The 13,329-nt window shown below is 70.5% G+C and carries 14 protein-coding genes; 5 read left to right on the plus strand and 9 right to left on the minus strand.

The annotated features are described in order from the left end of the window. Positions 1-134 precede the first annotated feature (134 nt). Together ACFVTC_RS14085 and ACFVTC_RS14090 are read left to right on the plus strand one after the other, a co-directional pair. Positions 135-1,619: a zinc-dependent metalloprotease gene (locus tag ACFVTC_RS14085; protein WP_390126836.1), complete on the plus strand. Its 1,485-nt coding sequence runs from the start codon at positions 135-137 to the stop codon at positions 1,617-1,619. Beyond that, positions 1,616-2,143: an NUDIX hydrolase gene (locus ACFVTC_RS14090; protein WP_390126837.1), complete on the plus strand. Its 528-nt coding sequence runs from the start codon at positions 1,616-1,618 to the stop codon at positions 2,141-2,143. The genes ACFVTC_RS14085 and ACFVTC_RS14090 overlap by 4 nt, the downstream gene beginning before the upstream one ends. 85 nt (positions 2,144-2,228) lie before the next feature. Here the strand turns inward: ACFVTC_RS14090 and ACFVTC_RS14095 are convergent, their stop codons facing one another. From ACFVTC_RS14095 to ACFVTC_RS14110, 4 genes are all read right to left on the minus strand, one after another. Continuing rightward, positions 2,229-2,984 (minus strand): AIM24 family protein, encoded by a 756-nt coding sequence (locus ACFVTC_RS14095; RefSeq protein WP_168530129.1) that lies wholly within the window; start codon positions 2,982-2,984, stop codon positions 2,229-2,231. Positions 2,985-3,000: 16 nt separating this feature from the next. Then, positions 3,001-3,681: an AIM24 family protein gene (locus ACFVTC_RS14100; RefSeq protein WP_153288730.1), complete on the minus strand. Its 681-nt coding sequence runs from the start codon at positions 3,679-3,681 to the stop codon at positions 3,001-3,003. Between the two features lie 11 nt (positions 3,682-3,692). Beyond that, positions 3,693-5,375, minus strand: coding sequence for a TerD family protein (locus ACFVTC_RS14105; RefSeq protein WP_390126838.1), 1,683 nt, complete (start codon positions 5,373-5,375; stop codon positions 3,693-3,695). A gap of 135 nt (positions 5,376-5,510) precedes the next feature. After that, on the minus strand, positions 5,511-6,107 hold the full coding sequence (locus ACFVTC_RS14110) for a M48 family metallopeptidase (RefSeq protein ID WP_168530127.1): 597 nt from the start codon (positions 6,105-6,107) through the stop codon (positions 5,511-5,513). Positions 6,108-6,324: 217 nt separating this feature from the next. Between ACFVTC_RS14110 and ACFVTC_RS14115 the strand changes: the two genes are divergently transcribed. After that, on the plus strand, positions 6,325-7,506 hold the full coding sequence (locus tag ACFVTC_RS14115; RefSeq protein ID WP_390126839.1) for a TOMM precursor leader peptide-binding protein: 1,182 nt from the start codon (positions 6,325-6,327) through the stop codon (positions 7,504-7,506). After that, the gene (locus tag ACFVTC_RS14120) at positions 7,499-8,863 is read left to right on the plus strand and encodes an ABC1 kinase family protein (RefSeq protein ID WP_390126840.1); all 1,365 of its coding nucleotides are present in this window, start codon (positions 7,499-7,501) and stop codon (positions 8,861-8,863) included. Before ACFVTC_RS14115 ends, ACFVTC_RS14120 begins: the two co-directional genes overlap by 8 nt. 94 nt (positions 8,864-8,957) lie before the next feature. On the opposite strand, the gene ACFVTC_RS14125 is transcribed toward ACFVTC_RS14120, so the two are convergent. The 5 genes from ACFVTC_RS14125 to ACFVTC_RS14145 all read right to left on the minus strand — a co-directional run bounded on the left by ACFVTC_RS14125 (position 8,958) and on the right by ACFVTC_RS14145 (position 12,846). Further along, positions 8,958-9,182 (minus strand): hypothetical protein, encoded by a 225-nt coding sequence (locus ACFVTC_RS14125; RefSeq protein ID WP_390126841.1) that lies wholly within the window; start codon positions 9,180-9,182, stop codon positions 8,958-8,960. A 117-nt stretch (positions 9,183-9,299) separates the two neighbouring features. Then, the gene (locus tag ACFVTC_RS14130) at positions 9,300-9,623 is read right to left on the minus strand and encodes a hypothetical protein (protein WP_390126842.1); all 324 of its coding nucleotides are present in this window, start codon (positions 9,621-9,623) and stop codon (positions 9,300-9,302) included. Continuing rightward, positions 9,620-9,988 (minus strand): WhiB family transcriptional regulator, encoded by a 369-nt coding sequence (locus tag ACFVTC_RS14135; protein WP_010984500.1) that lies wholly within the window; start codon positions 9,986-9,988, stop codon positions 9,620-9,622. Before ACFVTC_RS14135 ends, ACFVTC_RS14130 begins: the two co-directional genes overlap by 4 nt. A 174-nt stretch (positions 9,989-10,162) precedes the next feature. After that, complete coding sequence (locus ACFVTC_RS14140) at positions 10,163-10,486, minus strand: hypothetical protein (RefSeq protein ID WP_390126843.1); 324 nt, start codon at positions 10,484-10,486, stop codon at positions 10,163-10,165. A 164-nt stretch (positions 10,487-10,650) separates the two neighbouring features. Further along, positions 10,651-12,846 carry an ATP-dependent DNA helicase UvrD2 gene (locus ACFVTC_RS14145; protein ID WP_390126844.1) on the minus strand — a complete coding sequence of 732 codons (2,196 nt, stop codon included), beginning with the start codon at positions 12,844-12,846 and terminating at the stop codon, positions 10,651-10,653. A 197-nt stretch (positions 12,847-13,043) separates the two neighbouring features. Here ACFVTC_RS14145 and ACFVTC_RS14150 point away from each other — a divergent pair, with 197 nt between their 5' ends. Then, entirely contained in the window at positions 13,044-13,301 is a 258-nt protein-coding gene (locus tag ACFVTC_RS14150; RefSeq protein ID WP_148010353.1) for a glutaredoxin domain-containing protein, read from the plus strand. Positions 13,302-13,329 lie beyond the last annotated feature (28 nt).

Here is a 13,329-nt window from a genome sequence, read left to right on the forward strand (position 1 = left end):
GACATCCATCCTGCCGCAGGCCAAGAGTCGGCGAAGCACCGAGGCCCGATCGGGTTGTGGTGTCTAGGCTGGGTGGTGTTGTCGGGCAGCCGCCGTCGGAACGAACCGGCGGCCCTAACCAGCCGAGGAACCCCGTGAGTGACACCCCATTCGGATTCGGCCTTCCGCCGGAGGAGCCGGAGAACGGCGACGAGGGCAAGAAGAAGGACCAGGAGAGCGGTGGTGGTCAGGGACCGTTCGGTTTCGGGCTGCCCGGAGCCGGCGGTTTCGGCGCCGACAATCCGCTCGCAGCCATGTTCGGGTCCATGAACCCCAACGACCTGGGCGCCGCGTTCCAGCAGCTGGGCCAGATGCTCTCGTACGAGGGCGGCCCGGTGAACTGGGACATGGCCAAGCAGATCGCCCGCCAGACGGTCTCCCAGGGCACCTCCGACGGCACCAAGGACGCGAGTGTCGGTCCCGCCGAGCGCACCGCGGTCCAGGAGGCCGTCCGTCTGGCCGATCTGTGGCTCGACGACGCGACCTCCCTGCCGTCCGGCGCCGGCTCCGCCGTGGCCTGGAGCCGCGCGGAGTGGGTCGAGGCGACGCTGCCGGTGTGGAAGGAGCTCGTGGACCCGGTCGCCGAGCGGGTCGGCGCGGCCATGGGGGACGTCCTGCCGGAGGAGATGCAGGCCATGGCGGGCCCGCTCATCGGCATGATGCGCTCCATGGGCGGAGCGATGTTCGGCACGCAGATCGGGCAGGCCGTCGGCGTGCTCGCGGGCGAGGTGGTCGGTTCCACCGACATCGGCCTGCCGCTCGGCCCGGCCGGCAAGGCCGCGCTGCTGCCGCTGAACATCGCGTCGTTCGGCAAGGACCTCGGCATCGCCCAGGACGAGGTGCGGCTCTATCTCGCCCTGCGCGAGGCCGCCCACCAGCGGCTCTTCGCGCACGTGCCGTGGCTGCGCTCGCACCTCTTCGGGGCCGTCGAGGGCTACGCGCGCGGGATCAAGGTCGACACGGCCAAGCTGGAGGACGTGGTCGGCCAGCTCGACCCGCAGAACCCGGAGCAGCTGCAGGACGCCCTCCAGCAGGGCATGTTCCAGCCGGAGGACACGCCGGAGCAGAAGGCCGCGCTGGCCCGTCTGGAGACGGCGCTCGCACTCGTCGAGGGCTGGGTGGACGCGGTCGTGCACGCGGCCGCGAAGCCGCGCCTGACGTCCGCGGACGCGTTGCGTGAGACGCTGCGCCGCCGCCGGGCGACGGGCGGCCCCGCGGAGCAGACCTTCGCCACGCTCATCGGCCTGGAGCTGCGTCCGCGCCGGCTGCGGGACGCCTCGCGTCTGTGGGCCTCGCTCACCGACGCGCGTGGTGTCGACGGCCGGGACGGTCTGTGGGCCCACCCGGACATGCTGCCGACCGCGTCCGACCTGGACGACCCGGACGGCTTCGTGCACCGCGAGCAGCTGGACTTCTCCGAGCTCGACAAGATGCTCGGCGAGGCGGCGAGCGGTTCCGCCGACCGGCCGAACCTGACGAAGGACGACAGCGAGGCCGACAAGGGCCAGGCGGACGACGAGGACGGCGAGGGCGGCAGGGACACGGGCAAGAGCGACGGCAAGGGCGACGACACCGAGTGACCCTCCACGACGACGCGGTCCTCGTACTGAAGGGCTACGAGGGCCAGGAAGAGCTGCGGCAGAGCTATCTGGACCACCTGTCGGCGCACCCCGAGGGCCTGTGGAGGTCGTGCTCCGCGGGGCATGTCACGGCGAGTGCGCTGGTCGTGGACGCCGAGAGCGGTCATGTGCTGCTGACGCTGCACCGCAAGCTGCGGATGTGGCTGCAGATGGGCGGTCACTGCGAGCCGGGTGACCCGACGCTGGCCTCGGCCGCACTGCGCGAGGCGGCCGAGGAATCGGGCATCGAGGGTCTGACGCTGCTGCCGGGCGGCCCCGTGCGCCTGGACCGGCACGCCATCCCGGCGCCGTGCAACTGGCATCTGGACGTCCAGTACGTCGCGCTCGCCCCGGCCGGATCCGTGGCGGCGATCAGCGACGAGTCCCTCGACCTGCGCTGGTTCGGCTACGACGAGGTCGCGGAGGTGGCCGACGTGTCGGTCGTGCGTCTGCTGGAGGCGACCCGCGCGCGGCTCTCCGCCTGAGTACGGCGACCCTCCGCCGAGACGCGCGTAAGGGGCGACCGCCATGGCGGTCGCCCCTTACCGTTGTTCCTGGCCCGCCCGTCACTCAGCTCCAGACGTTGCCCTGGTTCTGCGCGTGGGCGCCCTGCTGTCCCATGCCGTACTGGGCGCGCAGTCCCTGGCCGATCACCGCGTTCTGCGGCGGCAGCAGTTCGCTGGGCTGGACGAGCGCGTACCCCTGGCCCATGAAGCTGAGCTCCCAGCCCTCACCCGTGTTCCCGCGCCGCCGCCACACCCCGGAGGAGTGCGTCTGCGCCTGCATCTGCACCCTCAGTCCGGTGGACCACGCGACGATCGCGTCGGCGTCGCAGTTGACGTACTTGTCCGGCGTGACCTGCATCATCAGCGGTGCCCCCGAGGTCATCAGGGCGACCTTGCCGCGTCCGGTGATGTTGAGCTGGTACTTGCCGGACCCGGAGATGCCGTACTGGCTGTCCACGGCGATGACCTCGTGATGCAGCGCGGAGTCCATGGCCAGCACATAGCTGCTGTCGACGGTCAGACCGTCCTGGTCCACGTCGACCACGTGCACGTGCTGGGCGAGGTTCGCGAGGTAGACCGTCCCCTGCCCGTGGCAGCGCATCAGGTCCAGGCCCTCACCGGTGTACGCACGCGCGCGGTGCTGGCTGTTGTTCTGGTACTCGGCGTCGAACTCGACGAGTCCCTGGTAGGCGACCATCGTGCCCTTGCGGGCCAGGATGTCGTCGTGGCCCTCCATGACGACCCGCAGCATCTGCGAGTTCTGCAGGCTGTAGCGCTCCTGGGTCTGCTGTTCGTTGTAGCCGAAAAGCGGGCTCTGCATGATGTCCTGCTCCCCCTCAGCCCCGGATCCGGAGGCGGTCGGTGCTGTCCTCGCTGGGCTGGACGACGACGATGCCCTGCCCGGAGAACGCCATCTGGTACGCCTCGCCGCTGCCGCGGCCGATCAGCGACTGTGCCTTGAAGCTGCGCTTGCCCTTCACCTTGAGGTTCGGGGACCAGGCGACCAGCGCGTCCGGATCGACGTACGTCTCGTCCTCGCCGCCACCGCAGTCGACCACGATCGGCTCGCCCCGGGAGGTCAGCGCGACCCAGCCCTGGCCGGAGATCTTGGTGTTCCACAGGCCCTGTCCGGCGAACTTGGCGAGCCCCTTGACGCGCTCGACGCCCCAGGTGAGGTGCGCGTCGAAGGCGAGCAGGTTGGTGGCGTTCACGGAGATCGCGTCCCCGTTGAGGTTGATGACGACGACGTTCGCCCCGTAGTCCGCGAGATAGAGCAGACCGTCACCGTGGCATCTCATGAGGGGTGCGCCCTCGCCGGTCATCCAGTCGCGGGCGATCTGACGTACCGCGGGCGGGTTGGGCTCGTACTGGACGAAGCCCTCGTAGGCGACCATCGAGCCCACGCGCGCGAAGAGGTCGCTTCCGGTCTGCATGGCGACCTTCAGCATGTGATTGCCGTGGTTCTCCATGCGCGCGGTGACGGGTGCCGGGGCGTAGCCCGTGAGTGGCTGGTTCATGACGGGCTCCCTCAGACCTCGTACGGCTGGACGACGATGAAATTGCCGGGCGCGCCGCGGAACTGGAGGTTCACGCTCTCCCCGGTGTCGCCCGGGTAGGCGTTGCGCCGCATCCGCACCTGGCTGGAGACGACCACCTGGGAGGCCGCCGACCAGGCGACGACGGCGTTGCAGTCGGCGAACGTCGTCGGTGTCACGGGCAGCACGACAGGCGCGCCGTGCGTCTTGACCACGACCGTGCCGGTCCCCTGGAACTGCATGGTGAACAGCGCGCCCCCGGGGATGCCGTGGCCCTCGATCCTGCGCACCTCGTACTGGAGCGTCTCGTCGAAGGCGAGAACGTTCTCGGAGGACACGCAGATCGCGTCACCCTGGAGTTCGATGGGGTGCACATGGGCGGCGTTCTCGGCGAGGAACACCTGACCGCGGCCCGAGCAGCGCATCAGCTGCATCTCCTGCCCGGTCGCGTTGCCCACGATCCGTCCGGCGAAGCCGGCGCCCTTGTAGCTGAAGTCGACCTTGCCCTGGTAGAGCACCATGCTGCCCTGGCGGGCCAGCACCGGCTGGTCCCCGATGCCGAGGTCGACCCGGATCAGCTTCTTGTTCTGCTGCGTCCACCGCTGCCCGGTGGGCGTCTCCTTGAAGGCCCCCAGCGCGGCGAGCACACCGGCCCCGCCCTGCGGAGCGCCTTGGGGGACACCGTACGGGGAGGGCGCGCCCGGCTGACCCGGGTACTGCCCCGGGACCTGGCCGTACGACGCCTGCTGCCCGTAACCGGGAGGCGCCGGCGGGGCCTGCTGCCCGTAACCGGGAGGCGCGGACGGTGCCTGTTGGCCGTAACCGGGAGGCATGGGGGCGCTCTGCCCGGGGGGCTGCTGGCCGTAACCCGGCGGCGGGCCGGGCGGGCCGGGGGGCTGCGCGTACGGGGCGGGCCCCGGCGGCGGCACGGTGCCGCCCGGCGGGCTGTGCAGCGGCGCGATGATGGTCGGCGCGGCGTGCACCGAGGGCGCGGACGGGGCGGCCGGCGGAGCGAACCCCTGCGTCGCGGGAGCCGGTGCGGGAGCCGGGGCTGCCGGCGCTCCGAACGCGGGCGCCGCGCTCACCTGGGTGGGAGGCGAGAACGAGGGCGCCCCGCCGCCCTGCGGCTGCCGCGTGGCGGGCTCCTCGTCGGCGACCTCGCCGCCGAAGTTCTTCAGCAGCGCGTCGAGGCCGCCGTCGAATCCCTGTCCCACGGCGGCGAACCGCCAGACGTCCTTCAGATAGAAGTCGCCCAGCATCACGGCACGCTCGGTGGAGAACTCCGCTCCGCTGAACGAGTAGCGGGCCACCTCCTCGCCACCCGCGACGACACGGAGATACCCGGGGGCGATCTGGGACATCTGTCCGGCGCCGTCGACCGTCGCCGTGAACGACAGCTTCTGGATCTGCGCCGGGATCCGGTCGAGGGTGACACGGAAGGACTCCGTGTCACCCGACTGGGCGCCAAGGAGCTGGACGGATTCCTCGGGGGTCTTCGGCTGGTTGAAGAAGACGAAGTACCGGTCGTCCGAAAGCCGTTCGTCGGCGTCCAGACCGAAGCAACTGATGTCGAAGGTCAGTCCGGGGCCGGTGATCTGCACACCCACGTACAGATCGGTGCCCGCGGTGAGGTCACTGATTCTGGCCTTGTGGCCGCGTTGGAATTCCCTGGCCATGCGTAACGACCGTCCCCCATCCCGAATGCGATTGCGTCGCGTCAGGCTAACGGGAAACCCCGGAAGTGAACGCGGCCGGTACAGACCCGGTACACAATCACCCCCCGCCCGGGACGGACCGCGCCCGCCCGCCCGCTATTCGTCGCGGCCGACGGGCGGATGGGGCAGCCGGGCGGCCGCGACCACCCCCTCGAGGTAGCCGCGCGCCCGCTCCGTGCGCGGATACGCCTCCAGCAGCCGCCAGAAGCGCGGACCGTGCCCGGGCACCAGAAGATGCGCGAGTTCGTGGACGAGGACGTAGTCGACGACGTACTCGGGCATGCCCTGCAACCGGTGCGAAAGACGGATACTGCCCTCCGCCGGCGTGCAGGAGCCCCACCGCGTGTTCTGATTGGTCACCCAGCGGACCGAGGTGGGCCGGGCCCGCCCTTCGAAGTACTGGTCCGACAGACGCGCGGCACGCTCGGTCAGCTCGGCGTCACCGAGCACCCGTTTGCTCTCCTGGGCGGCCAGCTTGTCGAGCATGACGGTCACCCAGCGCTGTTCCTCCGCCTCGGACATCCGGGCGGGGATGAGCACGACAGTGCGATCGCCCTCGCGGTACGCGGAGACCGTCCTGCGCCGTCGCGCACTCCTGCGAACCTCGATCGCGCTCGCCCCCGAGCCGCTTGGCGGCAAGCTCGTCGTGCTGCGCTGTGGTTTTCCGGCGCGGTGCAGTGGGTCGGCGGGCACGCCCCGACGTTACCCGCTGCAGATGGGGGAAGTCCCGTCCACAGGACGGTTCGGTGTCGATCCGCACCCTGCACGCTCGATTTGTCCGACCAACACCACAGCCTGTGGACAACTTTCCGCACCCTCCCCCCGCCCCCGGGCATCCTGGCATCCGAGCGGCGGCCCCGGCAGGGCCCCGCCGGCACACGGGGATGCTCCATGGATACGGGGGTCGGTCATGCATCCGATGGTGAAACCCGCGCTGCGGCGCGGCTGGCGAGACCTCAACACCGTGCAGTTCGGCATGGCACCGGCCCACGCGATGGTGCTGGGCCCGGTGGACACGGCGACGGGCAGCTTCCTCGACCTGCTCGACGGAACCCGCTCGCTCCCCCTCCTGCGCGAGGAAGGACGCGGCATGGGCCTGCCCGACGGCCATGTCGACGCACTCGTGGAACGGCTGGCCCGCTCCGGACTCCTCGACGACGCGACGGGCGGCGGCCCGGCCGCGGACACCCTGCGCGCGAAGAAGCCCGTCCTCGACCGGCTGCGCCCCGACCTCGCGGCCCTCTCCCTCGTCACCCCGGCACCGGGCGACGCGCTCGCGCACCTGGCCGCCCGCCGCTCACTGCGGGTACAGGTGCGCGGCGCGGGCCGGGTCGGAGTCACCCTCGCGGCACTGCTGGCGGGCGCGGGCGTGGGCCGGATCGAGGTGCGTGACGTGGGCCGGGTGGAACCGTGGGACGTGGCACCCGGCGGACTGCCGGCGGATTCCATCGGAGAGCGCCGCGAGGAAGCCGCCCGGCGGGCGGTGCGCCGGGCCGCACCCGACCGCCCGCCCCGGCCCGCCGACGAGGGCGACGAACCCGGACTCTCCCTGGTGATCATCACGCCGCGGGACGGCCTGTCCGCGCACGCCCCCGATCCCACCGCCGCCGAACCCCTGATCACCTCCGGCACACCCCATCTGTACGCGGGAGTCGTGGAAGGAACAGGTGTCGTCGGCCCGCTGGTCCTGCCCGGCGACACCGGCTGCGCGGGCTGCCTCGACCGGAGCCGCGCCGACCGGGATCCGACCTGGCCACGCCTGATCGCCCAGTGGCGCTCCGGCACCTCACGCCACGTTCCGGCGTGCGACCTCACCATGGCGACCGGCATCGCCGGCCTCGCCGCCGCGCACGCGCTCGCCTTCCTCGACGGCCGGCCGCCCTCCACCGCCGGAGCCCGCTGGGAGAACTCCGCTCCGGGCCTCCACTGGCACGCGAAACCGGTGTGGCCACACCCCGATTGCCCGTGCGGCGCCACGGAGAAAAGTAAGAAGGGGGAACGCGCCGCCGAAGCCGAGGACCCGCACGAGACAATGGCGGGGCAACAGCCGCATGCGGCACGGCTGTCTGGGACTTGGAGGGCTCATGTCTGATCTTCCCCGGAAGGCGGTCACCCGAACCGCCAAACTCGCCGCGCTACCGCTCGGCTACGCCGGGCGAGCGACCTGGGGCCTGGGCAAGCGGATAGGCGGGAAGTCGGCGGAGATCGTGGGCCGCGAGCTCCAGCAGCGCACGGCCGAACAGCTCTTCAAGGTGCTCGGTGAGCTGAAGGGCGGTGCGATGAAGTTCGGGCAGGCACTGTCCGTCTTCGAATCTGCACTGCCCGAAGAGGTCGCGGGCCCGTACCGCGCGGCGCTCACGAAGCTCCAGGAAGCGGCACCGCCGATGCCGACCCGCACCGTGCACTCCGTTCTCCGGGAGCGGCTCGGCGAGGACTGGTCCGAGCTGTTCCTCGAATTCGACGACAAGCCGTCCGCGGCCGCCTCGATCGGCCAGGTGCACCGGGCGGTGTGGCGCGACGGCCGCGAGGTCGCCGTCAAGGTGCAGTACCCGGGAGCGGGCGAGGCCCTGCTCTCCGACCTCACCCAGCTCAGCCGATTCGCCCGGCTGCTGGGCCCGCTCATCCCCGGCATGGACATCAAGCCCCTCATCGCGGAACTCCGCGACCGGGTCTCCGAGGAACTCGACTACGCACTGGAGGCACAGGCCCAGGAAGCCCACGCCACGGAATTCTCGGGCGACCCCGACGTCCTGGTACCGGCGGTGGTCCACCAGTGCGACCAGATCCTGGTCACCGAATGGATCGACGGAACACCCCTGTCGGAGGTGATCTCCGACGGTACCCAGGAGCAGCGGGACCGCGCGGGGCAACTGCTGGCCCGCTTCCTCTTCTCCGGCCCCGCCCGCACCGGACTGCTGCACGCCGACCCCCACCCGGGCAACTTCCGGCTCCTGCCGGACGAGAAGAACGGCTGGCGCCTCGGCGTACTGGACTTCGGCACCGTCGACCGTCTCCCCGGCGGCCTGCCCTCACCGATCGGCGAGTCCCTCCGCATGACCCTCGACGGAGACGCGGAGGCGGTCTACGACCTGCTCCGCGAGGAGGGCTTCGTCAAGGAGTCGATAGAGCTCGAACCCGACGCGGTCCTCGACTACCTCCTGCCGATCATCGAACCGGCGCAGGTCGACGAGTTCACCTTCACCCGCGGCTGGATGCGCAGCCAGGCCGCCCGGGTGGCCGACCCCCGCTCCCCCGCCCACCAGTTGGGCAGGCTCCTCAACCTGCCACCGTCGTACCTGCTGATCCACCGTGTGACGTTGAGCACCATCGGCGTCCTGTGCCAACTGGGCGCGACGGTCCGGCTCCGCGACGAACTGGAGGAGTGGCTGCCGGGGTTCGTCCCGACCGAAGAACTGCTGGACGAGGAGGACTCAGCGGCTGAGGCGTGAGTCCGGGCTGCCTTCGGGGCGGCTGTGGGGGGTGGGCGGGGGGAGGGGGAGGGGGAGCCCCCCGGAAAGAAGACCCGGAGCAGCAAGCCCCGCCCTACCACCAAGCCGAATCCAGCCGTCCCTCGATCGCCCGCAGGTGTGTCCGGGCACAGTTGTCGCAGAAGTAGTGGCGGCTGCCGTTCTCGACGGAGCAGGTCCAGGTCGGCTGGGGGCCGTCCGCCGAGGTGCCGCAGCGGGCGCACGCGATGCGCCGGGCCTGGGCCGTGTCGGGCCGCTCGGTGGTGCCGCTGCTGTCACTGTCCCCGGGAAGACTCGTCACCTGCCGACGATAGCGCCGGGGACGGGTGTTCGCCCGGTACAACGCACCGCGGGGGCCGGTCCGGACGGACCGGCCCCCGCGGTGTGTCTGTGTATGTCTGCGACTGCCTTCGGCTGCTTACTGCATGACCGCCATGGCCAGCGCACGCCGGGCACGCATGGAGGCGCGCTCGGCCCGGCGCTGCATCCGGCGGGCGGTGACCAGGCGCACGGCCCGGCGCTCCCGCTCAGCCTCTTGCAGTCGCTCGTGCATATGCGCACGAGCCAGGGCTTCTGGAATGAGTTGCATCTCTCGGGTCCTGTTCTCACGCGAGTCGTTCGCGCCGGTGGTGGTGAAGTCTGGAATGGCGGAGCCGGTGGGCTCGCTTGCGGACGGCTTCATCGGGGCCTGTTTCTTGGGGTCGTGCGTCAGGGGGCGGTCGATCGTTCCTGCGGTGTTCATGCCGTGACCGGGTTCTTGCGCGGACGGCCACGGGGCCGCTTGCGGGCTACGACAACACCCTGGACGAACAGCTCGCCGCCCCAGACACCCCAGGGCTCACGCCGCTCCTTGGCCCCGGCGAGGCATGCCTCGATCAGCGGGCAGGTACGGCAGAGGGACTTGGCGTACTCGACGTCGGCCGGCGACTCGGCGAAGAAGACTTCCGGGTCGTAGGAACGGCAGGGGACGGGTACGCCGAGGTTCTCGATGGCGTCGTCGAGCGCGGTGAGCGCAGTGAGCGGGATCAAGGTGGAGTCCTCCGTGAGGCCGGGCGGGGGGATCGTTTCGGAAGGCGGTACGGACGGGGCGTGCGCTTCGAGTTGCACGGTTGGTCTTCCTCGTCTGGTCGTGCCGGCCGGTTGGCCGGTTGGCGGCTGGTACCGGGTTCTTTTCTTGTCCCGAGGCCCCTTCGCTCTGCTGTCCCCGGTCGGGGACAAACAGAAGGGCCGCGGATCCCGGGTGGGGTTCCGCGGCCCTGAAGGCGCCGGCCTGATCGAGGATCAGGCTGGATCACTCCAGGGTTCAGGCCCACGGAAGGCCCACATCGTGTGGTGCTGCTTGGTCTGCTTCAGGGATCCGGCACCGGTTGCCGCAAAGGCATAGGCACGCGCCTCTGCCACTACAGCCGCTTCCAGTGCCTGGATCGGTCGCTCATTGCGCTCACGGATGGGAAGACCCGCGAGGGACAGGGAGGACGCCGGCCGGACGGCAGCGATGCCGGACAGACCGGTGCCCAGGTTCGAGACGCCGAGCAGGCACGTGGAGACGACCGAGGGATCGGTCATTTTGACGGTGGTGTTGGAGCTGGTCTTGATGCTGATCACTGGAATCGCCTCCTCTCGGCGTCTTGGGGGACTGGGGGTGAGCCAGTCCGACGGCTATTAAGTACAGCACGGAACCGGGGCTTCGGAGAAGCCCGCCGCTTCCGTGGTAAGAACCTATGGGGATTGCCGGGGCATGCGCAAACTATTTTTTCGACGAGTTTGAATCAGTCGTCGCGCTTGTCCTCGCCGGTCTCCTGGCCTGCGCAGATGGCCAGTACGTCGGCTCCGAAGCGGTTGAGCTTGCGTACTCCGACCCCGGGGATCCGCGCGAGCCCTCCCTCGTCGTCGGGAACGGTCTCGGCGATGGCCATGAGTGTCTTGTCCGTGAAAACGCAGAACGCGGGCTGGCCGCTGCGCTGCGCCTGTACCGCCCGCCACTCGCGCAGCCGTTCGTAGAGGCCCTCGTCCATGTCGGAGGGGCAGTCCTCGCAGCGCATCAGTTTCATCTCGCCGGCGTCGGTCAATGTGCGGCCGCAGACGCGGCAGCGGGCCGGGGTTCGGCTGGTCCGTCGTACGACGGTGCCGCCGCTGCTCCCGATGCCTCGCTCGACGCCTCCGGGACCGCCTCCGCTCGCGCGGCTCACCGTGGCGACGGAGCCGGGGCGCAGTCCGTCGAGGAAGCGGCTGGGCCGGCGGCCCGCTCTGCCGCCGGGTGAGCGGGACAGGGCCCAGGAGACACAGAGGTGTTCTCTGGCGCGGGTGACGCCGACGTAGAGGAGGCGGCGTTCCTCTTCGATCTGCTCGTCGGTCTTTGCGTAGGTGATCGGCATCATGCCCTCGGCGACGCCGACGAGGAAGACGACGTCCCACTCCAGTCCTTTGGCGGAGTGCAGGGAGGCGAGGGTGACGCCCTGGACGGTCGGGGCGTGCTGTGCGCCGGCGCGCTCGTCGAGTTCGGCGACCAGGTCGCCGAGCGTGGCGTCCTGCTTGGCGGCGGCGAAGTCCTGGGCGAGGTGGACGAGGGCGGCCAGTGATTCCCAGCGCTCCCTGACCGCGCCGGATCCGGCGGGGGGCTGGCTGGTCCAGCCTTCGCCGGACAGTACGGCGCGGACCTGGGAGGGCAGGTCGACGACGTCGTCGAGAAGGGAGTCGTTGGCTCCGAATCGGGCGGCCGCGCGGAGGGCGGCTCCGGCTTTGCGCACTTCGGGGCGGTCGAAGAACCGCTCGGCGCCGCGCAGCTGGTAGGGCACTCCGGCGTCGGCGAGTGCCTGCTCGTAGATCTCGGACTGGGAGTTCGTACGGAAGAGGACGGCGATCTCGCCTGCGGGGATGCCGGAGGCGATGAGGTCACGGATGCGGCGGGCGGCGCCTTCCGCCTCGGCGGGTTCGTCGGTGTATTCGGCGTAGACGGGCTCGGGGCCGGGGGCGCGCTGGGAGATGAGTTCCAGGCGGTGGTCGGCGGCGCGGCCGCGGGCCTGTGAGAGCAGGCCGTTGGCGAGGTGGACGACCTGGGGTGAGGAGCGGTAGTCGCGGACGAGTTTGACGACGGTGGCCGCTGGGTGGCGGGTGCGGAAGTCGAGGAGGTGGTCGGGCGTTGCACCGGTGAACGAGTAGATCGTCTGGCTGGCATCGCCGACGACGCAGAGGCTGTCGCGTTCGCCGAGCCACAGTTCGAGGAGGCGTTGCTGGAGGGGGCTGACGTCCTGGTACTCGTCGACGACGAAGTGCTGGTACTGGGAGCGGACCTGGTCGGCGATGTCGTGGCGGTCCTGGAGGATGCCGACGGTGAGCAGCAGGACGTCCTCGAAGTCGATGAGTGATCGGTCGCGTTTGACGTTTTCGTAGGTGGCGTACAGCTGGGCGATCTCCGCGGGGTCGCGGGGGGATTCGCGGCCGGTCTTGGCGGCGGCGGCCGTGTAGTCGGAGGGGACGGTCTGGGTGACCTTGGACCATTCGATCTCGGCGGTGACGTCCCGGAGCTCGCCGCGGTCGAGGCGGATGCGGCAGGCGGCGGCCGCGTCGGCGACGAGCTGGATCTTGCGGTCGATGAGTCGGGGGAGGCTGCCGCCGACCGCTTTCGGCCAGAAGTACTGGAGTTGGCGCAGGGCCGCGGAGTGGAAGGTGCGGGCCTGGACGCCGCCGGCGCCGAGCTGGCGGAGGCGGCCGCGCATCTCTCCCGCGGCGCGGTTGGTGAAGGTGACGGCGAGGACGCTGGAGGGCTGGAGGATTCCGGCGCGTACGCCGTAGGCGATGCGGTGGGTGATCGCTCGCGTCTTGCCTGTGCCGGCGCCTGCCAGCACGCACACCGGGCCGTGCAGGGCGGTGGCGACTGCGCGCTGCTCGGGGTCGAGCCCGTCGAGCACCGCGTCGGCCGTGTCCGGAACCTGCGGGAAGAGGGTGGAGTGCGTTGCTGCTGTCACCCCGCCATGCTGCCAGGTCGCCGGGGGCGGGTGAGCCGGTTGTCCACAGGGAGGGTCTTGTGGTCGTACTAATGCGGCAGGCGTCGGTGGGGGCCGGTGTACGGGGCGGGGGTACCCGGGTGCGGGAATGGTGGGTGTCCGACGTACGTTCCCCTTTTGCGATGACGTACCCCCAGCAGTAAAGGAGCGCGAGAGACATGCCGGGCACTGTGACGATGTACAGCACCACGTGGTGCGGATACTGCACGCGGCTGAAGGGCCAGCTGGACCGCGAGGGCATCACGTACAAGGAGATCAACATCGAGCACGACCCGGCGTCCGCGGCGTTCGTGGAGAAGGCGAACGGCGGGAACCAGACAGTTCCGACGGTTCAGGTGGTTCCTTCCAACGGTGGGGTCGAGGTCGTGATGACCAACCCGAGCCTTGCCCAGGTGAAGCGCGCGCTCGGCGTCTGACCGGGAGCAGGCGCGACGAGACCCCGTC

This window comes from Streptomyces sp. NPDC057950, from assembly GCF_042887295.1.
GTDB classification, from domain to species: Bacteria; Actinomycetota; Actinomycetes; order Streptomycetales; family Streptomycetaceae; genus Streptomyces; species Streptomyces kaempferi.

What these genes read in the sequence shown, in the direction of transcription:
- ACFVTC_RS14150 (WP_148010353.1), top strand. Translation starts at nt 13,044, where the DNA reads ATGCCGGGCACTGTGACGATGTACAGCACCACGTGGTGCGGATACTGC.
- ACFVTC_RS14120 (WP_390126840.1), top strand. Translation starts at nt 7,499, where the DNA reads ATGTCTGATCTTCCCCGGAAGGCGGTCACCCGAACCGCCAAACTCGCC.
- ACFVTC_RS14130 (WP_390126842.1), bottom strand. Translation starts at nt 9,623, where the DNA reads ATGAACACCGCAGGAACGATCGACCGCCCCCTGACGCACGACCCCAAG.
- ACFVTC_RS14115 (WP_390126839.1), top strand. Translation starts at nt 6,325, where the DNA reads ATGCATCCGATGGTGAAACCCGCGCTGCGGCGCGGCTGGCGAGACCTC.
- ACFVTC_RS14100 (WP_153288730.1), bottom strand. Translation starts at nt 3,681, where the DNA reads ATGAACCAGCCACTCACGGGCTACGCCCCGGCACCCGTCACCGCGCGC.
- ACFVTC_RS14095 (WP_168530129.1), bottom strand. Translation starts at nt 2,984, where the DNA reads ATGCAGAGCCCGCTTTTCGGCTACAACGAACAGCAGACCCAGGAGCGC.
- ACFVTC_RS14105 (WP_390126838.1), bottom strand. Translation starts at nt 5,375, where the DNA reads ATGGCCAGGGAATTCCAACGCGGCCACAAGGCCAGAATCAGTGACCTC.